Origin of the sequence: Mesorhizobium sp. ES1-1 (assembly GCF_020164785.1) — a bacterium.
Taxonomy (GTDB): Bacteria; Pseudomonadota; Alphaproteobacteria; order Rhizobiales; family Rhizobiaceae; genus Mesorhizobium.
In genome coordinates, this window is the sequence record NZ_JAIUGX010000008.1 from 211,848 (window position 1) to 237,701 (window position 25,854).

Genomic DNA, 25,854 nt, shown 5'->3' on the forward strand with positions numbered 1-25,854 from the left:
TGTCGCTTACGCCCAGCCCTTGGTCGCGCGATGCAGAAGCAGCCAGTGCCGGTGCAGCACCGACAGTCGCGCCACGCTGTGCAGCGGAGAATGGCGTTCCAGTTTCGTCAGATAGGCACGCGACAGCGCCACCGATAGGAACGCCGGGCGCAAAGACACCGGCAGCCCGGCAGCGTCTCGCTCGAAAGCCGACAGATGTTCGCGCGCCAGCGCAATCATTGCCTCCACGGCGCGCTGCGCACCGGGCCCGCCATCGCCCTGAACAAACTCTTCCGGCGATGATCCCGCCGCTGCCAGGAGATCGGCCGGGACGAAGCACTGCCCGCGCTTGCGATGCAGCGGCAACAAGAGCAGGAGGCCGGTCATGGCTTGCGCACAGCCTGCCCTGCCCGCCAGTTCGGCAAAGCGAGGCGCCGCGATGGGGTCGAGCACCATCGCCGCCAGCTGGATCAGGGCCGCCGCGGTCTCGCCGCAATAGCCTTCGAGATCGGTGCGTGACGGCATCGGATCATCGTACAGGTCGAAGATGCGCGCTTCGAGCATGTTGTCGAAGGCCGCCTTTGGCAGACCGTACGCGGCGATGGTGGCGTTCAAGGCCTCGGCCGTGGGATGGCCGGCACCCGCCTCCCCGCCGGCCGCGATGACATCGCGCCACCATTGCAACCGCACCTCGCCCGGCAAGGTCTCGCGTATGCGATCGCGAATACCGGCGATCTCGGCATTGAAGGCATAGAGCGACAACAATCCATCGCGCTTGTCGGCCGACGCGTAGAGCGCCGTGAGGTAACGATCATGGTCGGCGCTTCGCACCGCCTCCATGACGATTCCGGCGTTCGCGGACATCAGTCCACGGCGATGAGCGCGGCGGCCACGGCGCGGTCTTCGGCCAGCAGGACATTGTAGGTTCGCACCGCCGCTCCGGTCGACATCGGGTCTGCCCCGATGCCGGCCGCCTTTAGCGCCGCGCGCAATGCCGCGGGCAAGGGTCGGAGATCTCTCCCCATGCCGACCAGCAGGATCTCGATCTTGTCGGCCTCCGCCAGCACCCGGTCGAAATCCGGCACGTTGAGCGCCAGAGCATCCTTGGGCTCCCAGCCATGGATGCCGGACGGCAGACAAAGCAGCGAGCCGCGGTGCGACATGTCGGCGAAGCGGAAGCCGCCATTGCCATAGGCCTCGATAGGCGCACGACCGGGGAAATGCGCCTCGCGGATAAGGATGCCTTTGCCGCTCACCGTCCTGTCATCCCTTCGGGGCGGCCCTTCAGGTTGCGACCGCCTTGCCGCCGCTGATCGGCTTTTCCTCGTCGGCTGTCGAAGCCTGCGGCCTCAGCTTGAAAAGGATCAGCAATGGCGCGGCGATGAAGATCGACGAATAAGTGCCGAAGATGACGCCGAACAGCATCGCCAGCGTGAAAGAACGGATTACCTCGCCGCCGAACAACACCAGCGCCAACAGCGCCAGGCTGGTCGTCACCGAGGTCAGCGTTGTTCTCGACAGCGTCTCGTTGATGGCATTGTTGAGGAGCTGCGGCAGCGGCATGCGCTTGTATTTGCGGAGGTCCTCTCGAACGCGGTCGTAGACCACGATCGTGTCGTTGAGCGAGTAGCCGATGATGGTCAGGATCGCCGCCAGCGATGATTGGTTGAATTCGAGCCCGGTTATGACGAAGAAGCCGAGCGTCATGACAACATCGTGCACCGTAGCGATAATGGCGCCCACTGCGAACTGCCACTCGAAGCGGAACCAGACATAGACAAGGATGCCAATCAGCGCGACGATCATCGCGAGCGTGCCCTGCTTGGCCAATTCGCCCGAAACCGTCGGCCCGACCACCTCGACGCGGCGGAAATCATACTGGTCCTGCAACTCGCCGCGAACCTTGTCGATCACGGTCTGCTCGGCATTTTCACCGGCATCCTGCGTGCCGACCCGGATCAGCACGTCGTTCGGCGCGCCGAACTGCTGCACCTGCACTTCGCCGATATTGAGTTCCGTCAAGCGGTTGCGGATATCGCCAATATTGGCGTCACCACTCTTGGACTGCACCTCGATCAGTGAACCGCCCTTGAAATCGATGCCGTAATTGATGCCGACGGTCATGAACAGCACGACGGACAGGATCGACAATGTGCTCGACAGCGCGAAGGTCCACCGGCGGATGCCCATGAACGGGATCTTCGTGCCGGGCGGGACAAAGGTGATCGGAGCGCGCGGCAATTCCTTCGGACGTGCGCGCCGAAGCCAGATCGACACCAGCAGGCGGGTGAACGTGAAGGCGGTGAAGACCGTGGTCAGGATGCCAATGGCATAGGTAATGGCGAAACCCTTGACCGGTCCGGTGCCGAGATAAAACAGCACGACCGTGGCGATCAGCGACGTGACGTTGGAATCGACGATGGTCGCCAGCGCCTTGGAGAAGCCGGTGTCGATCGCCTGGATCACGGAGCGGCCGGCGCGCCGCTCTTCGCGGATACGCTCGTAGATCAGCACGTTGGAATCGACCGCCATGCCGATGGTCAGGACGATACCGGCAATACCGGGCAAGGTCAGCGTCGCTCCAAGCAGGGAGAGCACGCCGACGATCATCGCCACATGCACAGCCAGCGCGATGTTGGCGAGGAAGCCCAGGAAGCCGTAGGCAATGAACATGAAGGCGACGACGAGGATCGAGCCGATGATGCCCGCCACCTTGCCGGCATGGATCGAGTCCTGGCCGAGGCCCGGGCCGACGGTACGTTCTTCGATGACGGTCAATGTCGCCGGCAACGCACCGGCACGCAGCAGCACAGCCAGGTCATTGGCGCTCTGTGCGGTGAAATTGCCGGATATCTGTCCCGTCCCACCCAGGATCGCCTCACGGATCTGCGGCGCCGAGATCACCTGGTTGTCGAGCACGATGGCGAACAGCTTGCCGACATTCTGGGCGGTCGCCTGGCCGAAGCGGGCTGCGCCCTTGGAATCGAAGCGGAACGAGACCACCGGCTCATTGTTTTGGGAATTATAGGTTGCCTGGGCATCGACGAGGTTCTCGCCCGATACGATGACGCGGTTCTCGATCAGATACGGGACCGGCGGGTCGTCCTGCGAATAGAGGACCGATGACCCGGCCGGAGGACGGCCTTTCATCGCATCCTGCACCGGCATCGACTGGTCGACCATCTGGAAGGTCAACTTGGCCGTCTGGCCGAGAATTTCCTTCAGCCTTTGCGGGTCCTGCAGGCCCGGTACCTGGACCAGGATCCGGTCGTCGCCTTGCCGCTGCACGATCGGTTCGGTCGTGCCGAGCTCGTTGACGCGACGCTCGACAACCTCGATCGACTGCGTCAACGCGGTCGACGTGCGGTACTTGATGCCGGCATCGGTCACATTGAACTTGAGCAGGCCCGGCTCGGAATCGTCGAGCGTCATTTCCTGGATGGAACCGCCGGTGAAAAGTCCTGCGGCCACCGGATCGGTCAGCGATTTCAGCGCTTTCTTGGCCGCATCGAGCTGGGCGGGATCGGTGATGCGGACCTGCAACGTCCGCCCCGTGCCGGCGAGACCGGTATAGCCTATCTTGGCATCGCGCAGCAGCGTCCGTATCTCGTCGCGCGTCGTCTCGAGCCGATCCTTGATCAGATCGTTCTGGTTCATCTCGAGGAGGATGTGCGAGCCACCCTGAAGGTCGAGGCCGAGCGTCATCTGGCGCTTCGGCACCCAGCTCGGCAGCTGGGCCAGGGTACTCGCGGGAAAGAGATTGGGCGCGGCGAGGATCACCGTGATGGCCACGGCCACCCAGATCAGGATCATCTTGAAGCGCGAGAAATACAGCATATGGCGTCGTCCGTCAGAGCGTGTCCGCGGATCGCTCCGCCTGAAATTGGGTTATTTCTTGGCGTTCTGGTTGGCCACCGGCTCGCCCTTGACGCGCACGTCGGCGATTGTCGAGCGCAATGCGGTCACCTTGAGGCCGCTGCCGAGATCGACCTCGAGCTCGTTGTCGTCGATGACCTTCGTCACCTTGCCGACAAAGCCGCCGCCGGTGATGACCGTGTCGCCACGACGCACCGCCGCCAGCATCTCGCCGCGCTTCTTCAGCTGTGTGCGCTGCGGCCTGATGATCAGGAAGTACATGATGACGAAAATCAGGACAAACGGCAGAATGCTGATGAGCATGTCGGGAGACGTGCCGCCGATGCCTTGCGCGTATGCCGGTGTCACGAACATCGAGGAACTCCTGAATTTGGAAAACAGCCGCCACGCCGGATCCTGGCGTTGGCGGCCCTGAAATTTGGCCGGAATATAGTCGGTAAACTTGTCAATGCAACTGCGCGGCCGGGCAAATCGGCTGCTTTTCCGGCCTCTCGGGCCGTGTTAGAGCATGATGGCGAAGAGCACGAGACTGTTTCCGCAAAAGATTACGTTCGCGCAGAAGGTTACAACGGGTTTCGCGCATGGCGGAATCGGCGACCTTTGCGCAGCCCGCATCAATCCCAATCAGCAAGCAGAAGACAGACATGACCGACAGCAGCCTGGACGCCCTGAACAGCAAGCTCGACCGCCTGATCGAGGCGGTCGGCCGGCTGGCAAGACCCCCGGTCCCTGAAACGGACCTTGCCGGCGCCGATTGCTTCGTCTGGCAAGCCGATCCCGGCTATCTTGAGCCGGTGCGCAAGGTAAACCGCGTCGACATCGGTCTGATCCGTGGCGTCGACCGCGTCCGCGACATCCTGGTGGACAACACCGAACGCTTCGCCGCCGGGCATGCCGCCAACAACGTGTTGTTATGGGGCGCGCGCGGCATGGGCAAATCGTCGCTGGTCAAGGCCGCGCATGCCGAGATCAACGCCAAGGCAAGATCCGACATGCCGCTCAAGCTCATCGAGATCCACCGCGAGGACATCGATACGCTGCCGAAGCTCATGGCTTTGCTGAAGGCCGCTCCGTTCCGCTTCATCCTGTTTTGCGACGACCTCTCCTTCGACCACGACGACACGTCCTACAAATCGCTCAAGGCGGCACTCGAAGGCGGTGTCGAGGGCCGACCGGCCAATGTCATCTTCTACGCCACATCGAACCGCCGCCACCTCCTGCCGCGCGACATGATCGACAACGAGCGCTCCACCGCCATCAACCCGTCGGAAGCGGTCGAAGAGAAGGTTTCGCTGTCCGATCGTTTCGGCCTCTGGCTCGGCTTCCACAAATGCTCGCAGGACGAATATCTCGATATGGTCAGCGGCTATGCCAACCACCACGGCCTCGACATCGAGCCTGACCAATTGCGTGCCGAGGCGCTTGAATGGGCGACGACGCGCGGCAGTCGTTCCGGCCGCGTGGCCTGGCAGTTTACTCAGGACCTGGCCGGGCGCCTCGGCAAGCCGCTGAAGGACTGATCTTCACAACATGCAATTGAAAAAGCCCGCTCCTTGCGGAGCGGGCTGAGCGGACGGGCCGGACTGGAGGACAGACGGCCCGCAAATCGCTTTTCTTGTTCTATTCGAGAAAGCCCGAAGGATCGACCGGCGCCGAATTCTTGCGCACTTCGAAGTGGAGCTTAGGCGAGTCCGTCGTGCCGCTCATGCCCGACAGCGCGATCTCCTGGCCGCGCTTGACCTTCTGGCCACGCTGAACCTCGATCGAACTGGCGTGGCCGTAGACGGTGACCAGGCCGTTCTCATGGCGGACCAGCACCGTGTTGCCGAATTCCTTGAGGCCGTCGCCGGCATAGATGACGACGCCGTTCTCCGCCGCCTTGACCGGCGTTCCCGTCGGCACGGCGATGTCGACACCGTCCTTGCCGCCACCGAAACCGGAGATCACCCGGCCGCGCACCGGCCAGCGCATCTTGCCGATGCCGGTAGCATCGGGAGCGACGGCGTCGTCGTCTTCGGCCTGCTGGATGACCTTATCCTTCTTCGGCGGCGTGTAGGAGGCCAGTGTTTCCGACGGCGTGGCCTTCGCCGCGGGCTGTGTGGTGGCCGTGGTGACCGGATCGACCTTCGCCGGTTTGGCGGTGGCGACCGTTGTTGTTGCGCCGGCCGCGGGCACCTTCAGGGTCTGGCCGATCTTGAGCACGCCATCCTGCAAGCCGTTGGCCTGCTTCAGGGCAACGGGGCCGACCCCGGTCTTTCTGGCGATGGAGGACAATGTATCGCCCGACTGGACCGTATAGGTGCCGGCAGAACTGGTCGCCTTGGCCTCGGCCACCTGCGGCTTAGACGCCTTGGGTTGGTTCGCGGAGGCCGAAGCGTCTACCGGAGAGGCGGACTTGCCGTCCTTGGGCTTCGGCTGCTGCGGCAGCACCGCGACCTTCTGCGGCGCGGTTGCCGGCAGGTCGTGCTTGCTGTCCTTGCCCGGCTTGGCCTCGGCGACTTTCGGCTCGGCCTTGCTGGAATAGGCGTAGGCCGGGATGACCAGCTTCTGGCCCGTCTTCAACCCTTTGGTGGGGCTAAGCCCGTTGACCTTCATGATGACGTCGCTCGGCACATGATAGCGCTGGGCAAGGCCGGAGATGGTCTCGCCATCCCTGACGACGATTTCGGTCGCATGCGGAGAGCCGGCAGGAGCCATGCGCGGCGCGTCGGGTTGCGAGACCTTGAAGGGCGACCCGGTCGGAGCAACCGGGCCCGTGCTTGCCCTGTCGAGCGGAGGGGCCGAAGCGGTGTGGACCGGCCGTGAGGCCGGAGCCGACATGGGAGCCGGCTGCGATTGGGCAACGGGCGGCGGCAGCGGCCGGGACGAAACCGGCTCCAGGCTTGACCGGCTGACCGACTGCGTGTGGGCGCCGTCGAGCGGCGCGGCTGCGACATCGCCCGGATAAGGCTGCGCGGCGTCCTGCTTGTTGATGATGTTGCGCTGATTGTTGGTCGATGAAGTAAAGACGTCATCGACACTGTTGAAGCGCGAAGCCTGGGAACTGCATCCTGCCGCAACCCCCGCGACCATGAGCACGGCGCACCCACGCGCCAGATTGCGTCCGTTTGCCTTCAAAACACTGAATTGCATCGCACTGACCCGCACATACCCGGTACAAACTAGGCATGATTAAAGCGCGTTAATGTTACTCGTCGGTTAACCCGATGGAATCCGACGCAAATTTTCTTAAAATGTTTGGGGAGTTGCGTTGGCGATGTCCGAAAGCAGTTGGACAATGCCAGGACAGGCCGATTTGGCGATCGCCTGTTGTGATCTATGGTTTGCTAGAGGATGTTGGCCAGGCTGCGCAGGATCGGCTGCAGCCGCACCAGGCCTATATCCTCGCGTTCGAAACGGCTGCCGACCTTGGTCAGCTTAGCCAGCATCTGCTCACCCTCTTCAGGCCCGATCGGAGCGATGACCACGCCGCCGCTCGACAATTGATCGAGCAGGAAGCGCGGCAGGCTGTCGAAGGCGGCCCAGGCGACGATGCGATCGAAAGGGGCCTCATTGGGCAACCCGCCGGACGCGTCGGCCTGACGAACGATGACGTTGCCGATGCCGAGCGCCTCGAATCGCTGCCTGGCCTGTTCGACCAGTGTTTTGTAGCGATCGGCGGTGACGACGCGCGATGCCAGTCGCGACATTACGGCCGCGGTGTATCCGGAGCCGGTGCCGATCTCGAGCACGCGGTTGCCCTGTTCTATCGCTAGAGCGGCGATAACGGCGGCTTGAAGGTCGGCGCCCTCGATTGCCTCGCCGCATTCGATCGGCAGCATTCGGTCCGACCATGCAATCGAATGATATTGGGCGCCGAGGAAGCCGCGGCGCGGCGTTGCCTCGAAAGCGGTGATCAACGGCTTCGGCACCGTTCCCCTGCCGCGCAGCCGCAGCAGGAAGGCGGCGAACCCTTCGCGATCATCGATTGGGAGGCCCTGGTTCATGCAAGCGCCTTGCTCAGCTGGTCCCGGATCTCATGCGCCGTGAGGTCGAGCTGCAACGGCGTCACCGACACCAGCCTGTTGCGCATGGCATGCAGATCGCTGCCCTGCTTGCCCTCCACCGACTCGCGGCCGAAGCGCAGCCAGTAGTAAGGCAGCCCCCGTCCATCCCGGCGCTCTTCCACCGACAGGCTGTGCACCAGCTTGCCCTGGGAGGTGACCACGGTTCCAGCGACCTCCTCCGCCCGACAATTGGGAAAATTGACATTGAGCAGCACGCCATCCGGAAGCGGCGTCGCCACGAGCTTCTCGAGCAAAGCCGGGGCCAGCGCCTCGGTCGTCTCATAGGGGACGACGCGATCCTCGCCGGCATAGCTGTAGGCTTGGCTGAGCGCGATCGAGCGAATGCCGAGCAGCGCGCCTTCCATGGCACCCGCGACGGTTCCCGAATAGGTGACGTCGTCGGCGATGTTGGCGCCGGAGTTGATCCCGGACAGGATCAAGTCGGGTGCCGCGGGAAGGATCTTCTTGACGCCCATGATGACGCAATCAGTCGGCGTGCCGCGCACGGCAAAATGCTTCTCGCCGATCCTGCGCAGCCGCAGCGGCTCCGAGATCGACAGCGAATGCGCGTAGCCGGATTGATCCTGCTCCGGCGCCACCACCCAGACATCATCGGAGAGCGTGCGGGCGACGCGCTCGAGCGATGCCAAGCCCTCGGCATGAATGCCGTCGTCATTGGTCAAAAGAATGCGCATTATTTCGGTTCGATTTTTTCCAGCCCGCCCATGTAAGGCCGCAGCACTTCAGGAATCGTTACGCTGCCATCCTCGTTCTGATAGTTTTCGATGACGGCAATCAGCGCGCGGCCGACGGCGGTGCCCGAACCGTTGAGCGTATGGACGAAGCGGTTGCCCTTGCCATCCCTGTCCTTGTAGCGGGCGTCCATCCGGCGTGCCTGGAAATCGCCGCACACCGAGCAGGAAGAGATTTCGCGATAGGCGTTCTGCCCGGGCAGCCAGACCTCGATGTCATAGGTCTTGCGCGCGCCGAAACCCATGTCGCCAGTGCACAGCGTCATGGTCCGGAACGGCAGGCCGAGCCGCTTGAGCACCTCCTCGGCGCATTGCGTCATCCGCTCGTGTTCGTCGAGGGAGGATTCCTGGTCGGTGATCGACACTAGTTCGACCTTGTAGAACTGGTGCTGGCGCAGCATGCCGCGCGTGTCCCGCCCGGCCGACCCTGCTTCCGAGCGGAAACACGGCGTCAGTGCGGTGTAGCGCAACGGCAGTTTTTCATGCGCCGTGATGTCCTCACGCACAAGGTTCGTAAGCGGCACCTCCGCTGTCGGGATGAGACCCAGCCTGCCCTCGCCATGCGGTGTGAAGAACAGGTCCTCCTCAAATTTCGGCAATTGATTGGTGCCGAAAAGCACGTCGTCCTTGACCATCAGCGGCGGAATGATTTCCTCGTAACCGTGCTCGGTCGTGTGCAGGTTGAGCATGAACTGACCGAGCGCGCGTTCCATCCGCGCCAGTCCACCCTTCAAGACCGTAAAGCGCGACCCGGACAGCTTCGCCGCCCGCTCGAAATCCATCATGCCGAGCGCTTCTCCGATCTCGAAATGCTCCTTCACCCAGTTCGGCCGCGTCGCCGCCTTGCCGACGACATGCTTGACCACATTGTCGTGCTCGTCCTTGCCGACCGGCACATCGTCAAGCGGCACGTTGGGAAGCACGGCCAGCGCGTCGTTCAGCGCCTTGTCCAGCTCGCGTTCGCGCGCCTCGCCATTCTGGATGAACGTCTTGATCTCTCCGACTTCGGCTTTCAGCCGTTCCGCAAGCGCGGCATCGCCCGCACGCATGGCGTTGCCGATCTCCTTCGAAGCGGCGTTGCGGCGCTCCTGCTTGGTCTGAAGCTCGGTGACATGTTCACGCCGCGCCTCGTCGGCGGCAATCAGCCCGTCGACCGTGGACTGCGCGTCCCCGGCCGACCAGGAGCGCTTGACCAGTGCCTCCACCAGGGCCTTCGGGTTGTCGCGAATCCATTTGATATCAAGCATGGTTTGAACGCTCCTGAGCTAAGGCCGAGGGCGTAAACCGCATCCTTGATCGATGCAAGATGAGGCTGGGCGCCGGTTGTCGTTTTCCGCCGCGCGCCCTTCTCGCTGCTAAGAGGCAGCCGGTGCCGGAGGCTCGTCAGGGGCCTTGTCGGCCACGCTTTCGGCGGCTTCCCGCCTCTCGCGCGCCAATCGCTGCTTCTCCTGGTCCCGCTCGATCCACCGCGCGGCCCAGATCGAGACCTCGTAGAGAAGGATGGTCGGGATCGCCAGGCCGATCTGGCTCATCGGATCGGGCGGCGTCAGGACGGCGGCAACGACAAAGGCGATGACGATCGCCCATTTTCGCTTCTCGGCCAGCGCTTTCGACGACAGCATGCCAACCCGCGTCATCAGGCTGGTCACCACGGGCAGCTGGAACACCAGGCCGAAGGAGAAGATCAGCGTCATGATCAGGCTGAGATACTCGGACACTTTCGGCAGCAGCGAAATCTGCACCTGATCGTCCGTGCCGGCCTGCTGCATGGCGAGGAAGAACCACATCACCATCGGCGTGAAGAAGAAATAGACCAGCGACGCGCCCATAAGGAACAGGATCGGCGACGCAATCAGGAACGGCAGGAAGGCATTGCGCTCGTTCCTGTAGAGGCCGGGCGCGATGAACTTGTAGATCTGCGTGGCGATCAGCGGAAAGGCGATGACCATGCCGCCGAACATGGCAAGCTTGACCTGGGTGAAGAAGAATTCCTGTGGGGCGGTGTAGATCAACTCGACCTTGTGCGGATCGAGCCCGGCCCATTCGGTCGCCCATTTGAACGGGACGACAAGGAGATTGAATAGCCTTTTGGCGAAGAAGAAGCAAAGCAGGAAGGCGACGAAGAAGCCGCCGAGCGACCAGATCAGCCGCCTGCGCAGCTCGATCAGGTGTTCCATGAGCGGTGCGGACGATTGTTCGATCTCGTCCTTTTCCTTGTCCGAAACGCTCACTTGGCGGCTCCCGCCGTCTTCGTTGCCGCGGGCTCCTCGGGCTGGGCTGGTTGCGACTCGGATGCCGCCGAGGGCATGGCCGCGCCCTTCTTGACGGCCGCAGGCCTAGCGACTTTGGGCAGTTCGGGCTTCGCCGCCGTTCCGGCTTTCGCTGACGCCCTGGAGGCGGCCTTCGCCTTCGCGTCCGGGGCTTTCATCGGTGAGGAGGCGTTCACCACGGCTGGTGACGCGTTGGCCGGCGCCGCCGATGCTGGTTTTGTCGATATGCCCTTGCTGCTTCTTTTCGCCGCCGACGGCTTGGGCGATGGGACCGCTCCCGCTGACAGCGACGACGTCATCACCGATTCATCGGTCATTGCCGGAAACACCGGTACCGCTGCGGCCACGTCTTCCGGACCGCTGACACCAGGCATTTCCGTCGCGCCATTTTTCAACGGTTCCGCCGGCAGCGGCGTCGAAGCAGCTGACGTCGTTGGATCAGCTGCGGGCTTCGGCTTCATTGCCGCGTCGACACCCGCCCGCACGTCGGCCGCCGCCTTTTCGAACGGATTGAGCTGCTTGCGGATTTCGGCAGCCGGACTGAGGCCTCTGAGCTCGTCGACGGATTTCTTGACGTCGTCGAGCTCCGCCTCCTTGAGCGCCTCGTTGAACTGCTTCTGGAAGTCGGACGCCATGGCGCGCAGCTTGGCCGTCGTCCGGCCGAAAGTGCGCAGCATATTGGGCAAATCCTTGGGTCCGACGACCACGATCATAACGATCGCGATGACCAGCATTTCGGTCCAGCCGACTTCAAACATGGCACTGTGTTCCGACTAGAACCTTGGGTTCAGCTCTTGCTGACCTTTTCCTTCACGCCCGAAACGGTCTCGTCGGCGCGGTGCTCGACGGTGCGCTTGTCCTCGGCGACGTCATCGTCGGCCATGCCCTTCTTGAAGCTCTTGATGCCTTTGGCCATATCGCCCATGAGCTCGGGGATCTTGCCGCGGCCGAACACCAGCAGCACGATGACCAGCACGATCATCCAGTGCCAAATCGAAAATGAACCCATAGCAAATCTCTCTCGAATGTTTTCCCTGGCGATGATCTATGCGGTTTCGCGTTGGGATTCAAACACAACTGCGACAGAGTTTATGAAAGGGTGCTGGATGTCACGCGTTTTTAGCGCGACGGCCCGCTACGAATCCGCGCATCCTGGTCAGCTTGGACGTCGTTTCCAGTCAATCTTCCGTGACGCGCGGCGTCAGCAGGCCTAGCTCCTCGAGATCGATGTCGGTCAGTGCATCCTCGTCGTCGCTCAGCGCGTCGGGGTCAGCCGGCGGCTGTGGAATGGAAAAGTTCGATGGCATGCGGCCCGACAGCAGTCCTGCCCCCTTCAATTCCTCCATGCCGGGAAGATCGCGAATCTCCTCCAGCGCGAAATGGTCGAGGAAAGTGTCGGTCGTGCCATAGGTGACGGGCCGTCCAGGCGTGCGGCGGCGGCCACGCATGCGCACCCACTCCGTTTCCAGAAGCGTGTCGAGCGTGCCCTTCGAGGTCTCGACGCCCCTGATGTCCTCGATCTCAGCCCGTGTGACGGGCTGATGATAGGCAATGATCGCCAGCACTTCGAGCGCTGCCCGCGACAGTTTCCGCTGTTGCACGCTGTCGCGGCTCATGAGGAAAGCCAGATCGCCCGCCGTGCGGAACGCCCAGGCATCGCCGATCCGCAACAGGTTGACACCGCGGCGCGCATAGATCCGCTGCAGTTCAAGCATGGCGGCAGAGATGTCGATGCCATCGGGCAGCCGCGCAGCGAGTTGCTTTTCGCTGACGGGCTCGGCACTGGCGAACACGATCGCCTCGGCCATGCGTATGGCTTCCGCCATGTGCAGCCGCTCGGCCGGGCTCTGGGCCGGCTCAACCGCGTCGGGAAACAGGTCCCGCTCGGGCGGGTCACCGGCCTTGAACGGGATGACGGAAGCGTTGGCGCGTTCGCTCATGAGGCCACCCCGACTGCCTTGGTTGCATGCCTGCGGCCACGCAGATAGATCGGCGCGAAAGTATGGTCTTGCCGCACGTCCATCGTTCCGTCGCGCACCAGTTCCAGCGTCGCCGCAAACGAACTGGCGATGGCCGTTCGCCGTTCTTCCGGACTGGTCATGTACACGATCAGGAAACTATCTAATGTCGTCCAGTCGCCGACGGCTCCGACGAGGCGAGTCAGGATTTCTCGGGCGTCCTTGAGCGACCAGACGCCGCGCCTGGCGATCGTCACATTGTTGACGGCCTGCTTCTGCCGTTGTTGGGCATAGGCGGTAAGAAGGTCGTATAGCGATGCCGAATAGGCATTGCGCCTGTCGACGATGACCATTTCCGGCATGCCGCGCGCAAACACATCGCGGCCGAGCCGATTGCGGTTGACCAGACGTGCCGCCGCATCGCGCATGGCTTCGAGCCGTTTCAGCCGGAATTGCAGCACCGCGGCCATTTCCTCGCCGCTTTCCCCCTCGTCACCGGGCTGCTTAGGGATCAACAATTTCGACTTGAGGAACGCAAGCCATGCCGCCATCACAAGGTAATCGGCGGCGAGTTCCAACCGCAGCGACCTCGCCGTATCGACGAACCTCAGATATTGCTCAACCAGCGCCAGGATGGAAATCCGCGCCAGGTCGACCTTCTGGGTGCGAGCCAGATGCAGCAGGAGGTCGAGCGGACCTTCGAAGCCGGCCACATCGACGACAAGCGACGGATCGCCGGTCACGCGCGACTCGTCATTTTCGGCCCATAGACGGTCCATCGGTGCCGGCTTCGGGGCCTTGCTGTCCAATGTCTCCGCCACGTATCGTTCTTTCCTGATCTCAGGCCACCGCATCGAAAAAGGTAGCGAATTCGGCGCGTATTTCGGCTTCGTCCGCCGTGTCACGGTCCTTGATATAGGTCAGCGCCCGTTTGGCGCGCTCCAGCGATGTGCCTTCGAGGCCGGTGGTGCGCGACGCGATGCCGGCCATTTCCTCGAAAACGCCATTGCAGTGAAGGACCAGATCGCAGCCCGCCGCAAGGATCGACGCCGCCTTTGTCGGGAAATCCCCAGAAAGCGCCTTCATGGACGTGTCGTCGCTCATCAGCAGCCCGTCGAAGCCGATCTCGCGACGAATGATCTCATCGATGACCTTGCCCGAGGTAGTGGCCGGATTGTTGGGATCGATCGCGCTGTAGACGACATGCGCCGTCATCGCCATCGGCAGATGGCTGAGCTCCTTGAACGGGGCGAAATCATGCCGCTGCAGATCGCTGAGCGAAGCATCGACGACCGGCAATTCGAAATGCGTGTCGGCAAAGGCTCGCCCGTGGCCGGGAATGTGCTTCATGACAGGTAGCACCCCGCCGGACATCAGCCCTTCCGCCGCGGCTCTGCCGAGTTCGATGACCGGTCTCGGGTCCTTGCCGTAGGCCCGCGCGCCGATGACGTCGCTGGCGCCCTCGATCGGCACGTCGAGCACCGGCAGGCAATCGGCTGAGATGCCGTAGCGCAGCAGATCGAAGGCATGCAGCCGCGCCAGCAGCCAGGCTGCGCGGGCGCCGGCGTCGTGGTCGTCGCGCCACAAGGCGCCAAGGGCGGCGCCGGCAGGATAGTTCGGAGCCAGCGGCGGCCGCAGGCGCTGCACGCGGCCACCCTCCTGGTCGATGAACACCAGCGCGTCCGGGCGCCCGACGCAGTCACGCATCTGCGCGACGAGATCGCGGATCTGCTCGGCCTCGCTGATGTTGCGAGCAAACAGGATGAAGGCCCAAGGGCATTCATTGCGATAGAAATTGATTTCCTCGCGGGTGAGTGATTTCCCGGCACAGCCGAGGATCATGGATTTTGATTCGGTCATGCCGACAGTCTAGGGCTTCCCGCGGCCGAAGGGAATCGTCGCGGCTCGGATGCAGTCATGCACCAGCTCTGTCTCCACATGAAAAAAGCCGGCGCGGTCTCGGACCGCGCCGGCTTTCAGCTTGAATGACCGTCTAGCGCGAGACGAAGCAGTTGCCGCCGGCAGCCTTGTAGCTGGTACACAGGTTGATCGCGTCGTTGCGAGACTGCGCGGGAACGCGAACACGATAGAACGTGCCCTTCCCGGCGATCTCGGCCTTGACGATATTGGCGGTACGACCGGCGAGCACGCTGCCGTACCGCCGCTGCAGGTCCTGATAGCTCGACTGGGCACTTTCGACCGTGGGCTGCGAAGCGATCTGCATCGACCACGAACCGCCGCTGGCAGCGGTCGATGCCGGATCTATGGACGCAACCTGGTCGGGCTTGACCTCGCCGACCACGTCGACCGGCTGGTCGGATGGGCGCTGCGGCGCCACCGGAACCTTCGCCGGCGTATTGGCCGACTGAGCCTCTGCCTTTGGCTTGGCTGCAGGCTTGAGCGCTGACTCTTCAACAGCCTGCGCCGCCGGCGGCGGGACGGTGCCGGTCTGGTCAGCATCAGCTTGCGTGGACGGTGCGACATGCTGCGGCGCAGGGTCGGCCGGTTCGGTCGCGGCGACCTGCGGGGCGGCCGGTGCCGCGTCCTCGCGCGCCACCAACGAACCGTCCGATTTGACCACCATGGTCTTCACCTTGCGGGGCGCGACGGCGATCACGTTGGCGCCCTGGTCGCTGTCCTGCAGCACCTGGGCGATGCGATCCTCTGATTTCGGCGCCGGCGCCGCTGCATCATCCGCCGCGTCGGCGCTGTCGCCCACCGCGTCAGCATCATTGGCGGCATCAGCCGAAAGATCGATGGCCCGGGCCGGATCCTTGGCCTGCACGTCCACCGGCTCTTCGCTGTTCGTGACCAGTTTTTCCTGGACCGGCTCGGTGGGCTTCGCGCCCTTCACAACTGCGTCGTAGACCTTGTTATCCTGGTTCGGCACGACGGTCCCGCCCGGGTTTTCGGGCTTGACCTTGATCGGGCTGTTGTCGGCCTTGACGATTACCGGCGGCTCGTTGCCACCCTTGCCGCCCAGCGACAGCGCAAAGGCGCCAAGGCCGCCAACGACAGCCACCGCGCCGACGATCGCCACGATGAACAGCCCACGTCCCCGCGAGGGTCTCGCGGCTTCGCGCTCGCCAATGCCCGGAACAGTCATCGCCTCGTCAAGCTCGGGATCATAGTCGAGCTCGTCGACGGTGAAATCGTCCGCCTGCTGGCTGCCTGGAAGATTGTCAAGATCGAAGCCGTCAGCGTCGGCATAGGCGGTGGGCGCCGCCGGGCGGACGGGCATTTCCGTCGGACGCGCCGCATAGGTCCGCGCTTCCGGCTGATAGGCCGGCTTGACGGTCGCATAGCCGGAATTGAATCCGGCATTGTCGAATTCGTCGTCATAAGACGCGCTGGAGGCATTGGCCGCAGGCGCGGCGGCGACATCCATCGAGTTCATGTCGGTGAGAAGGCTGGCGAACTCCGCGTCGAGATCGTCATAACCTGCGGTTGCTGGCTCGTCGTCCTCGAAATGCAGTTCCGGAATATCGAGATCGTCCGCCAGCGCCACGACACGTTCGGGCACATCGACCGTCTCGACATCGGGCATCTCTTCGTGGCGAGCGGGCTGCCGCTGTTGCGACGCGTAAATCGGCGCCGTATAGGCGTCCGCTTCGGTCGAACGGTAGGACGGCACGACGGCCGGCGACATCGCGCTGGCAGCCATGGCCGCGGTCGGTTGAGCAGCCAATACCGGCGCCTGGGGCACCGGTGTCACGCGGCTCCACGAGCGGGCCTGCTCAGCCGGCGCGGAACGTTCCGCGAGCCAGTCGAGAGGATCCGTTGTGGAGGTCGCCGCATCACGTGTGTTCATGTCTTTGGTCGAAGCCACGACGGACGGACCATTGTCGACCTTGACCTCGTCCTGTCCGGCATCGAGGTGATGCGATCCCAACGGCGCGGGCTCATCCAGCCCCCAGTCAAGGTCGCCGACGAGATCGGCGGGTTCCTCTGCGGCCTTTGCAGGTGGTTGGACGGGCGCAGATTGCGTGGCGACGGGCTCCCTGGTCGGCGTCGTGCGTGCGGTCATGGCGCCCAGAAGCGCATTCAACTCGTCTTCCAGGCTTCGTTCATCCTTGGCGGCGACAGGGGCCGGTTCGGCCACAGCCGGGGCTGGCGTCACGGGTGCAACCGCGGCGACCGGCTCTTCGGCGGCGACAGCAAACGCATCGTCGAAATCCATGTCGAACGAATCGTCCGACGTCGCCCCGGATGCATACCCGGATGCATAGTCGGCGACGTCACCGCCCGTGTTGTGAGCAGACCTCGCCTCCTGAAACACCGAGGAAACCAATGGTTCATCGGCCTGAATGTCGAAGTCCATGTCGACATCGGCCATGGCGTCTTCGAAATGACCCGTGAAATCCTCATCATCGATCGTCTGGGCATCATGGCCGCGCACAGGCACGGCCTCGGCAGCCGGGGCGTCGTATGCGGGGTGTCGGACCGAAGGCTGCTCATCGAGCATAAGCTCGTCCTCGAGCGAGATCGCGAGCGCATGATCGAATTCATGATCCAAAGCCGGCTCGACATCGACAGCGGGCGCGGCGTAGGGGCGCTCGACTTCCTCGGCGATCCGGAAACTCCGATCGAGCGAAGCGGCCAGCTCGTCTTCCATAGGCTGATCGTCCTCGAACGGCGACACGTCTTCGAGCGAACTTGCAACTGCATTGTCGAAATCGGCGTCGAACACCGGATCGAGGATGGGCGATGTGTCGGCGGAGCCTGCGCCCGTGTGACCGGCGGAAGCCGCATGGCCTACAATATCCGCCATGTCGAGCTCGAAATCATCGTCGAGCGGCAATGACAACCGGTCATCCGACGCGTCGGTATCGGCAGTTTCGAACGCCAGATCATGCGCACCGCCGACCAAGGCGGGGTCGCTGTCATAAGCGCCGAATTCGCCCAACAACTCCTTGTCGAGATCGATGTCGGAATAGCCTTCGTCCGCTACGGGACCGGCGTCGGCTTTACGCTTCCCAGGCCTTTGCGACTCGACCGGCTGGCGCGGGTCGAACCCCATGATCCTGGTCAGTTCCGCGAACGGATCATCGTCGGCGATGTCGTTGTGGTCGGCTGCTCTCAGCTGGGTTCTGTCTGCCATTGTTGTTCCCGAACTCGCACTCATTCGGACGCCATGGACGTCGCGCAGGGTTGGCCCTTACCAGCGCAATGTGGGCAAAAGGTGACAGATTGTTTAGTCGGACCTAACGCATTTCGGTTGGCGCGGCGGCTCCGATCAACGTCAGGCCGGACGTCAGAACGTCCGAAACAGCCTGCACCAGCCCGAGTCTGGCAAGCGTCAATTGTCGGTCGTTAACCTTAACAAAACGTAAGTCCGGCTTGTCCGTGCCGCGGTTCCAGTGTGCATGCAGGCTGGAGGCCAGATCATAGAGGTAAAATGCCAGTCGGTGCGGCTCGAGGGCAAGCGCGGCCGACTCGATCAGGCGCGGATATTCGGCAAGCTTGCGGATCAGGCCGATCTCACCCTCGTCGGTCAGCAGGTTCGCGGCGGACGCCAGGCTTTGGCGATCGAAACTAGCCTCGCCCAGTTGCTCGCTCGCCTGCCGGAACACCGAATGGCAGCGCGCCGACGCGTACTGCACATAGAACACCGGGTTGTCCTTGGATTGCTCGGTCACCTTGGCGAAGTCGAAATCGAGCGGCGCATCGCTCTTGCGATAAAGCATCATGAAGCGAACCGGGTCACGGCCGACCTCTTCAACCACTTCGCGCAGCGTCACGAAATCGCCGGACCGTTTCGACATGCGCACCGGCTCGCCATCTCGAAACAGCTTCACCAGGTTGCACAGCAGTACGGTCAGCTTCACCCGGTCACCCGCGATCGCGCGCGCCAAGGCTTCCAGGCGCTTGACGTAGCCGCCATGGTCTGCGCCAAGCACATAGATCAAGTCGACGAAACCGCGATCGACCTTGTCCTTCAGATAGGCGACGTCGCCGGCAAAATAGGTGAACGACCCATCCGACTTGACCAGCGCCCGATCCATGTCGTCGCCGACGGCGGTCGAGCGGAACAGGGTCTGCTCGCGGTCTTCCCAATCGTCCGGCTTTTCGCCCTTTGGCGGTGGCAGCTTGCCTTTGTAGATATGGCCTTTCAGCGTCAGATCGCTGATCGCCGAACGGATCTTCCTGGCATTGTCGACATGCAGCGTGCGCTCCGAAAAGAACACGTCGTGATGAACGTTGAGCAAGGCCAGATCGTCGCGGATCATCGCCATCATCGCATCGATGGTGCGGTCCTTGACGATCGCGAGCGCCTCGTCGTCCGGCATGTCCAGCAGCGAACCGGCAAACTCCCCTACCAATGCCTTTCCAACGGGGACGAGGTAATCGCCGGGGTAGAGCCCTGTTGGAATCTCGCCGATCTCTTCGCCCAGCGCCTCGCGGTAGCGCAGCATGACGGAACGGGCGAGCACGTCTATCTGCGAGCCCGCATCGTTGATGACATATTCCTTGGTCACGTCGTAACCGGCGAACGCCATCAGGTTGGCGAGCGCGTCGCCGACCACGGCGCCCCGGCAATGGCCCACATGCATCGGGCCGGTCGGGTTGGCCGAGACATATTCGACATTGGTCTTGCGGCCGCCACCCACCGTGGAGCGGCCGTAATCGCGGCCCTGGCCGAGCAACGCCGTGAGATGCACCTGCCAGAACTGGTCCTGCAGCCTGAGATTGACGAAGCCCGGACCGGCGACATCGGCGGCGGCGACATCCTTGTCCTCACGAAGCGCCAGCGCCAGCCTTTCGGCCAGCACGCGCGGCGATTGCCCGGTCGGCTTGGCGAGCACCATCGCCGCGTTGGTCGCGAGATCGCCATGGCTGGGGTCGCGCGGCGGCTCCACCGCAATGCGCGACAGGTCGGGCGAAACGCCGTTGCTGTCTTTCAATTCAAGCGCTTCGACGGCTTTTATGACTCGCGCGTTGAAGTCGGCGAAGATGTTCATTGGACTAGCTCTGGGGTCTGGCTCGATGGCTTTGCAGCGAATCCGGCAGAATGGCCGGCAAAATCGAGCCCGCCCTAGCTCAATTCAGGCGTATGGTCAAACAAACGCCGGTGCTCCTTGAGTGCGTAGGTGTCGGTCATACCGGCCAGGAAGTCGGCCACGCTGCGCGCCTTGATGCGATCGTCGGCCCGGTCGAGCCCCTCGCGCCAGCCGTCCGGCATGGCCCGCGGATCGGCGAAATAGACATCGAAAAGATCCTTGACGATCCGATCGGCATCGGCCCGCACCCGCATGACCTCCTCATGGCGATAGAGATGCTTGTAGAGAAACGCTTTCAATTCTTTCTCGGACTCCGCCATGGCGCCGGAAAAAGTGACCATCGTCTCGCCTGCCGCCCTGACCGCGTCGGCGCTCAGTGGCCCGATGCGCTCGAGGTTGGCGGTCGTCGACCTGATCACATCCTCGACCATCGCGGTGATCTGCCGTCGCATCAGCTCGTGCCCGGTCCGCATGGTATCGAGGGCAGGATAGCGGGCGCGCACGCTTTCCAGGATTTTTCCCGGCAGCGGCACGGTCTCCAGCATGTCGAGCGTCAGCAGCCCTGCCCTCAACCCATCGTCGATATCATGCGTGTTGTAGGCGATGTCGTCGGCGATTGCCGCGCATTGCGCCTCGAGGCCAGCGAACCGGTCAAGTTCAAGATCGTGCAGTTCGGAATAGTCCCGAATCGCCTGAGGCACCGGACCTCTCAGGCCCTGCCCCGTGGAGTCCGTCAATGGCCCGTTATGCTTGACCAGGCCCTCCAGCGTTTCCCAGGTCAGGTTCAGCCCGTCGAACTCGGCATAGCGTGCCTCCAGCCGTGTCACGATGCGCAGCGATTGGGCGTTGTGGTCGAAGCCGCCCCATGCCGCCATCTTCTCGTTCAGCGCATCCTCGCCGGTGTGGCCGAAGGGCGTATGGCCGAAATCATGCACCAGGGCCACCGCCTCGGCCAGATCCTCATCGCCGCGCAGCGCGCGTGCCAGGGCGCGGGCGATCTGAGCCACTTCGATCGAATGGGTCAGCCGGGTGCGATAATGGTCGCCTTCATGCGCGATGAAGACCTGCGTCTTGTGTTTGAGCCGCCGGAACGCCGTCGAATGGATGATGCGGTCGCGGTCACGCTGGAACGGTGTGCGGGTCGGGCTCTCCACCTCGTCGAACAGGCGGCCGCGCGACAGCGCCGGATCCGTGGCATAAGGCGCGCGCGGCCGGTAGCCGAATCCAATCTCGCCAAGCTCATTTGTCATGGCTGATGCCGCCGCGGTTGACTTGCCCCTTCGCGCTTCATACCTATCATGTGAAACTGAAAGCAAGGTGACGCCGATGGGCGCTGACGCCAAGACCGCCATGAAAGTCGATATGACCGAAGCTGCCGCAAGGCGCATCGCCAAGATCGTGTCCGGCGAAGCCGGCAAGACGGCATTGCGGGTATCCGTCGAAGGCGGTGGTTGTTCGGGCTTTTCATACAAGTTCGATCTTGTCGATGCCCGCAATGAAGAGGACGTCGCCATCGAAAAGGACGGCGCCATCGTGCTGATCGACGACCTGTCGCTCGTCTATATGGGCGGCTCGGTGATCGACTTCGTTGACGATCTGATGGGGCAGTCCTTCCAGATCCGCAATCCGAACGCTGTCGCCTCTTGCGGCTGCGGCACGAGCTTCTCCATCTAGGAATGCCTGCTGTTGGCGCGGTTCGTCAGATCGCGCTGTCGGCCGGCCGCGACCTCGACGCAACGCTGGCCTTCTGGCGCGACGTTCTGGGCATGGGCGTTCACGCCCGCTACGACCCGCCTGGCATAGCGTTCATCATGGCCGGCGATGTGCGCCTGCTGTTCACCGACGGCCTACCCGCCGGCACGGTCTATCTTGACATGGCCGGGCTTGCCGCTTTCCATGACGAGGCGAAAGCCGCGGGTGTCCCGTTCACCGCGCCGCCCATGCTTGTGCATCACGACACCGAAGGCCAGTTCGGTGAGGCGGGGGAAAGCGAGTGGATGGCCTTCCTAAAGGATCCGGCAGGCAATACGATTGGCCTTGTCGAACGTCTTCCGCCTGAACCTTCCTGAGGCCGCCATGAAAATCGTCACCTGGAACATCAATGGTATCCGTGCCCGCATCGGCAACCTGACCCATTGGCTGACCGAGAGCGCGCCCGACATCGTCTGCCTGCAGGAGATCAAATCGGTCGACGAGCAGTTTCCACGCGCCGAGATCGAGGCGCTTGGTTACAATGTTGAGACGCACGGCCAGAAAGGCTTCAACGGCGTCGCCATCCTGTCCAAGCTGCGCTTCGACGAGGTGATCAGGGGCCTGCCCGGCGACGATACGGACGAGCAGGCGCGTTTCATCGAGGGCGTATTCTCGACCGACAAGGGAGCGCTGCGCGTCGTGTCGCTGTACCTTCCGAATGGAAATCCGATCAATGACGACAGGAAATTCCCCTACAAGCTGTCCTGGATGGCGCGGCTGGAGCGTTGGGCGCAAGAACGGCTGAAGCTGGAGGAGGCCCTGGTGCTCGCCGGCGACTACAACGTCATTCCAGAGCCGATCGATGCCAAATTTCCCCAGAACTGGTTGGGCGACGCGCTGTTCCAGCCCGAGACACGGCAATCTTTCCGACGATTGCTCAACCTCGGCTTCACCGAGGCGGTGCGCGCGGTCACTGACGCGCCCGAGACCTTCACGTTCTGGGACTATCAGGCCGGCGCCTGGCAGAAGAACAACGGCATTCGCATCGACCATCTGCTGCTGTCGCCGGAGGCCGCGAACCGGTTTTCGTCCGCCTCGATCGAGAAGCATGTGCGCGCCTGGGAGAAGCCGTCCGACCATGTGCCTGTCGCAATCGACCTTGCGCTGCGGCCCGCGTGACAGCGCGAAACCCCATATCGCCGCTATGCCGCCGTTGATCGCCGGTCGGCCTGGGTGCCCATGACTACACGATTTCTCCTGTGTCCCATCGGCTTGGCCCTTGCCATGGCCGCGCCCGCGGCCGCCCTTGCCGGGCAGGAGTGCCTGGCCAATGGAAAATCCTATCAGGTCGGCCAGGCCGCCTGCCTGACAATTGCCGAAAAGAGCCAACTTGCCCGTTGCGAGATGGTGCTCAACAACACGTCATGGACGAAGATCGGCGACACTTGCCCCAACCAAACGATGGCGCCGCCCGCGACAGGCGCGGCGAGGCCGGCACCGGCTCCCAGCATGGTGCCGACGGAACCGACCGAGAATTGATCAAGACGAAAGAGCAGCCTGTGTGGCGAGGCCACGGCCGAACTATTGGTCGCCGCCGCCCTTGGTGAGGATGTCATCGGCCAGCGAGATCGCCGTGCGGCGGTCGGCTTCCCCGGCAGCGGCGAAGGCCTCTTCCTGCATCCCGCGAATCCATGGCTGATCGGCCGGTGAAGCGCGTTCCAGCGCCGCCGTCATCATGGCCAGCCCGCGAACGACCTTGCCGCTCTGGAACAAGAGATTGCCAAGCGTCGCCTGGGCGCCGGCATGACCCTTTTCGGCAGCGAGTTGGAACCAACGCCCGGCCTGCTTGACGCTGGCCTTCACTCCGCCCTCGCCCTTGAGGAACATCTGTCCCATCTCGAACTGGGCGTTCGGATTGCGGTAGTTGGCTGCGGCGCGCATGTAATATTCCTGCGCCGCTACCTCGTTCTCGGCGACCGGGCTGCCGGGAATACCCTTGCGCAGATAGTCGCCAAGCGCCACCAGCGCGTCGGAGACATAGCTTTCTTCGGGTGAACCGGGTTCGACATCCTGGTCGACGATCTCCGAGAAAAACTTGAAAGCCTCATAATCGTCGCGCTCTACGCCGTCGCCCTCCGCATACATGCGGGCAAGCTTCCAGGTAGCGCCGATTTGGCCGTTTTCAGCGGCGTATTTATACGCCTCGGCGGCCTGTTCCTTGTGACCGCTTTTGTAGGCGGAAAAACCGAACTGGAACACGGCCCACGGGCTCGACTGCGGCTTCACGCCCGTCTTGTCGTCGAACACCTTGTCATCGAAGGCCATGGCCTGGCCCACGGCGCCAAGGACCGCTATCGCGACCAGCACCGACAACAGCCCTGACCTCAACACCTCAGATATCCGCATAGCAGTGTGTTTCTTTGGCACCGCCCGGATGGGTCACCGCGCCATCGCGCGCCGGACCCACGGTCTGTGCGTATTTCCATATCGCGCCCGACTGATAATCGGTCGTGCGCGGCTTCCAGGTCTTCGCCCTCTCCGCCAGTTCCGTTTCGGTCAGCGCCACCTCGATCGTGCCAGCCATCGCGTCGATGGAGATCACGTCGCCATCAATGAGCAGTCCGATCGGCCCGCCCACGGCAGCCTCCGGCCCGACATGGCCGATGCAGAACCCGCGCGTTGCGCCGGAGAAGCGGCCGTCGGTGATCAACGCAACCTTGCCGCCCATGCCCTGGCCGTAAAGCGCCGCCGTCGTGGACAGCATCTCGCGCATGCCGGGACCGCCGCGCGGCCCCTCGTAGCGGATGACGAGCACCTCGCCTTCCCGGTAGTTGCGGTGCGTCACCGCTTCGAAACATTCTTCCTCAGAATCGAAACAGCGAGCCGGGCCGGAGAATTTCAACTCCGACATGCCGGCGACCTTCACGATCGCGCCTTCGGGGGCAAGGTTTCCCTTCAAGCCCACCACACCGCCGGTTTTTGTAATCGGGCGATCGGCGCTACGGACCACATCCTGATCTTCATTCCAGGCAACATGTTCCATATTTTCGGCCAAAGTACGGCCAGTGACCGTCATGCAGTCGCCATGCAGGTAGCCGTGCTCGAGCAGGGTCTTCATCAACAACGGAATGCCGCCTGCCTCGAACATGTCCTTGGCGACGTATTTGCCCCCGGGCTTGAGGTCGGCGATGTAAGGTGTCTTCTCGAAGATCCTGGCGACATCGAAGAGATCGAACTTGATTCCCGCCTCATGCGCGATCGCCGGCAGGTGGAGCGCGGCGTTGGTCGAGCCACCGGTGGCCGACACCACCGTCGCGGCATTTTCCAGTGCCTTCAGCGTGACGATGTCGCGCGGCCGGATATTCTTTGCGATCAGCTCCATGATCTTCTCGCCCGAGGCGAAATTGAACCGGTCGCGCATCTCGTATGGAGCCGGCGCACCGCAGGAATAGGGCAGCGCGAGGCCGATCGCTTCGGCGACCGTGGCCATGGTGTTGGCGGTGAACTGGGCCCCGCATGAGCCGGCCGACGGACAGGCGGCCTGCTCGATCTCAAGTAGTTCGGAATCCCCGATCGTGCCGACCGAGTGCTGGCCGACCGCCTCGAACACGTCCTGGACGGTGATCTGCCGGCCGCGATAACTGCCAGGCAGGATGGAGCCGCCATAGATGAAGATCGATGGCACGTTGAGCCGCACCATCGCCATCATCATGCCGGGCAGCGACTTGTCGCAGCCGGCAAGCCCGACCAGCGCATCGTAGCAATGGCCGCGCATGGTCAGTTCGACGGAATCGGCGATCACGTCGCGCGACACCAGCGACGACTTCATGCCCTGGTGTCCCATGGCGATGCCGTCGGTGACTGTAATGGTGCAGAATTCGCGAGGCGTGCCATTGGCGGAGGCCACGCCCTTCTTGACCACCTGCGCCTGGCGCATCAGCGAAATATTACAGGGCGCAGCCTCGTTCCAGCACGACGCGACGCCGACCAGAGGCTGTGCGATTTCAGCAGCCGACAGCCCCATCGCATAGAGATAGGAACGATGCGGCGCGCGCGCCGGACCGACGGTCACATGGCGGCTGGGGAGCTTGGCCTTTGAGATGACTCTGGCGTCCATACTCTTCCTTGCCGCGGGCGGTGCGGCGCGCCTCATTGCCGAGCCTTTTGGCGCGTGTCCCGAGACAGGATCGAGGTGCGCTTGGTTTATGGCGGGAAATGGGCAATGTCCTTGGCGGGATTTCTAGCCCAAGGGTTGCTTAGAAACTGTTGCCGAAAAATCA

At 63.1% G+C, this 25,854-nt stretch carries 24 protein-coding genes; 5 read left to right on the plus strand and 19 right to left on the minus strand.

Going from position 1 to position 25,854, the window contains the following annotated elements; translation table 11 throughout:
* Positions 1 to 6: 6 nt before the first annotated feature.
* Genes LB513_RS15875 through yajC form a run of 4 tightly spaced genes read right to left on the minus strand, consistent with a single transcriptional unit; the run spans position 7 to position 4,209 of the window.
* Positions 7 to 843: a phytoene/squalene synthase family protein gene (locus LB513_RS15875; RefSeq protein ID WP_224664435.1), complete on the minus strand. Its 837-nt coding sequence runs from the start codon at positions 841 to 843 to the stop codon at positions 7 to 9.
* Positions 843 to 1,235: an Mth938-like domain-containing protein gene (locus LB513_RS15880; RefSeq protein WP_224664436.1), complete on the minus strand. Its 393-nt coding sequence runs from the start codon at positions 1,233 to 1,235 to the stop codon at positions 843 to 845. The genes LB513_RS15875 and LB513_RS15880 overlap by 1 nt, the downstream gene beginning before the upstream one ends.
* Positions 1,236 to 1,263: 28 nt before the next feature.
* The gene (gene secDF, locus LB513_RS15885) at positions 1,264 to 3,816 is read right to left on the minus strand and encodes a protein translocase subunit SecDF (RefSeq protein WP_224664437.1); all 2,553 of its coding nucleotides are present in this window, start codon (positions 3,814 to 3,816) and stop codon (positions 1,264 to 1,266) included.
* A 51-nt stretch (positions 3,817 to 3,867) separates the two neighbouring features.
* Positions 3,868 to 4,209, minus strand: a complete 342-nt coding sequence (gene yajC / locus LB513_RS15890) for a preprotein translocase subunit YajC (protein ID WP_224664438.1) — start codon at positions 4,207 to 4,209, stop codon at positions 3,868 to 3,870.
* 290 nt (positions 4,210 to 4,499) lie between these two features.
* Between yajC and LB513_RS15895 the strand changes: the two genes are divergently transcribed.
* A complete protein-coding gene (locus LB513_RS15895) occupies positions 4,500 to 5,375 on the plus strand; it encodes an ATP-binding protein (protein WP_224664439.1) in 876 nt (291 codons plus the stop codon).
* 100 nt (positions 5,376 to 5,475) lie between these two features.
* On the opposite strand, the gene LB513_RS15900 is transcribed toward LB513_RS15895, so the two are convergent.
* From LB513_RS15900 to LB513_RS15960, 13 genes are all read right to left on the minus strand, one after another.
* The gene (locus LB513_RS15900; protein WP_224664440.1) at positions 5,476 to 6,987 is read right to left on the minus strand and encodes a peptidoglycan DD-metalloendopeptidase family protein; all 1,512 of its coding nucleotides are present in this window, start codon (positions 6,985 to 6,987) and stop codon (positions 5,476 to 5,478) included.
* Between the two features lie 194 nt (positions 6,988 to 7,181).
* Positions 7,182 to 7,841: a protein-L-isoaspartate(D-aspartate) O-methyltransferase gene (locus LB513_RS15905; RefSeq protein WP_224664441.1), complete on the minus strand. Its 660-nt coding sequence runs from the start codon at positions 7,839 to 7,841 to the stop codon at positions 7,182 to 7,184.
* Entirely contained in the window at positions 7,838 to 8,596 is a 759-nt protein-coding gene (gene surE, locus LB513_RS15910; RefSeq protein WP_224664442.1) for a 5'/3'-nucleotidase SurE, read from the minus strand. Before surE ends, LB513_RS15905 begins: the two co-directional genes overlap by 4 nt.
* A complete protein-coding gene (gene serS, locus LB513_RS15915) occupies positions 8,596 to 9,900 on the minus strand; it encodes a serine--tRNA ligase (protein WP_224664443.1) in 1,305 nt (434 codons plus the stop codon). The genes surE and serS overlap by 1 nt, the downstream gene beginning before the upstream one ends.
* Before the next feature lie 108 nt (positions 9,901 to 10,008).
* Positions 10,009 to 10,884, minus strand: a complete 876-nt coding sequence (gene tatC / locus LB513_RS15920) for a twin-arginine translocase subunit TatC (protein WP_224664444.1) — start codon at positions 10,882 to 10,884, stop codon at positions 10,009 to 10,011.
* Positions 10,881 to 11,681: a Sec-independent protein translocase protein TatB gene (tatB, locus tag LB513_RS15925; RefSeq protein WP_224664445.1), complete on the minus strand. Its 801-nt coding sequence runs from the start codon at positions 11,679 to 11,681 to the stop codon at positions 10,881 to 10,883. The genes tatC and tatB overlap by 4 nt, the downstream gene beginning before the upstream one ends.
* Positions 11,682 to 11,710: 29 nt before the next feature.
* A complete protein-coding gene (locus LB513_RS15930; RefSeq protein WP_224664446.1) occupies positions 11,711 to 11,932 on the minus strand; it encodes a twin-arginine translocase TatA/TatE family subunit in 222 nt (73 codons plus the stop codon).
* Between the two features lie 169 nt (positions 11,933 to 12,101).
* Entirely contained in the window at positions 12,102 to 12,863 is a 762-nt protein-coding gene (gene scpB / locus LB513_RS15935; protein WP_224664447.1) for an SMC-Scp complex subunit ScpB, read from the minus strand.
* Entirely contained in the window at positions 12,860 to 13,660 is an 801-nt protein-coding gene (locus LB513_RS15940) for a segregation and condensation protein A (RefSeq protein ID WP_224664521.1), read from the minus strand. The genes scpB and LB513_RS15940 overlap by 4 nt, the downstream gene beginning before the upstream one ends.
* Before the next feature lie 61 nt (positions 13,661 to 13,721).
* Positions 13,722 to 14,741, minus strand: coding sequence for a beta-N-acetylhexosaminidase (gene nagZ / locus LB513_RS15945; protein ID WP_224664448.1), 1,020 nt, complete (start codon positions 14,739 to 14,741; stop codon positions 13,722 to 13,724).
* Positions 14,742 to 14,874: 133 nt separating this feature from the next.
* The gene (locus LB513_RS15950; protein ID WP_224664449.1) at positions 14,875 to 17,982 is read right to left on the minus strand and encodes an SPOR domain-containing protein; all 3,108 of its coding nucleotides are present in this window, start codon (positions 17,980 to 17,982) and stop codon (positions 14,875 to 14,877) included.
* A 103-nt stretch (positions 17,983 to 18,085) separates the two neighbouring features.
* On the minus strand, positions 18,086 to 19,843 hold the full coding sequence (argS, locus tag LB513_RS15955) for an arginine--tRNA ligase (RefSeq protein ID WP_224664450.1): 1,758 nt from the start codon (positions 19,841 to 19,843) through the stop codon (positions 18,086 to 18,088).
* A 74-nt stretch (positions 19,844 to 19,917) separates the two neighbouring features.
* Complete coding sequence (locus LB513_RS15960; RefSeq protein WP_224664451.1) at positions 19,918 to 21,132, minus strand: deoxyguanosinetriphosphate triphosphohydrolase; 1,215 nt, start codon at positions 21,130 to 21,132, stop codon at positions 19,918 to 19,920.
* A gap of 76 nt (positions 21,133 to 21,208) precedes the next feature.
* Between LB513_RS15960 and erpA the strand changes: the two genes are divergently transcribed.
* The 4 genes from erpA to LB513_RS15980 all read left to right on the plus strand — a co-directional run bounded on the left by erpA (position 21,209) and on the right by LB513_RS15980 (position 23,113).
* Positions 21,209 to 21,556 carry an iron-sulfur cluster insertion protein ErpA gene (gene erpA, locus LB513_RS15965; RefSeq protein ID WP_224664452.1) on the plus strand — a complete coding sequence of 116 codons (348 nt, stop codon included), beginning with the start codon at positions 21,209 to 21,211 and terminating at the stop codon, positions 21,554 to 21,556.
* 2 nt (positions 21,557 to 21,558) lie between these two features.
* Positions 21,559 to 21,951, plus strand: coding sequence for a VOC family protein (locus LB513_RS15970; protein ID WP_224664453.1), 393 nt, complete (start codon positions 21,559 to 21,561; stop codon positions 21,949 to 21,951).
* A 7-nt stretch (positions 21,952 to 21,958) separates the two neighbouring features.
* Positions 21,959 to 22,753, plus strand: a complete 795-nt coding sequence (gene xth, locus LB513_RS15975; RefSeq protein ID WP_224664454.1) for an exodeoxyribonuclease III — start codon at positions 21,959 to 21,961, stop codon at positions 22,751 to 22,753.
* Between the two features lie 105 nt (positions 22,754 to 22,858).
* On the plus strand, positions 22,859 to 23,113 hold the full coding sequence (locus tag LB513_RS15980; protein ID WP_224664455.1) for a hypothetical protein: 255 nt from the start codon (positions 22,859 to 22,861) through the stop codon (positions 23,111 to 23,113).
* 42 nt (positions 23,114 to 23,155) lie between these two features.
* Here LB513_RS15980 and LB513_RS15985 read toward each other — a convergent pair whose 3' ends face one another.
* Positions 23,156 to 23,980, minus strand: coding sequence for a tetratricopeptide repeat protein (locus LB513_RS15985; protein WP_224664456.1), 825 nt, complete (start codon positions 23,978 to 23,980; stop codon positions 23,156 to 23,158).
* On the minus strand, positions 23,967 to 25,691 hold the full coding sequence (ilvD, locus tag LB513_RS15990) for a dihydroxy-acid dehydratase (RefSeq protein WP_224664457.1): 1,725 nt from the start codon (positions 25,689 to 25,691) through the stop codon (positions 23,967 to 23,969). The genes LB513_RS15985 and ilvD overlap by 14 nt, the downstream gene beginning before the upstream one ends.
* Positions 25,692 to 25,854: the final 163 nt, after the last annotated feature.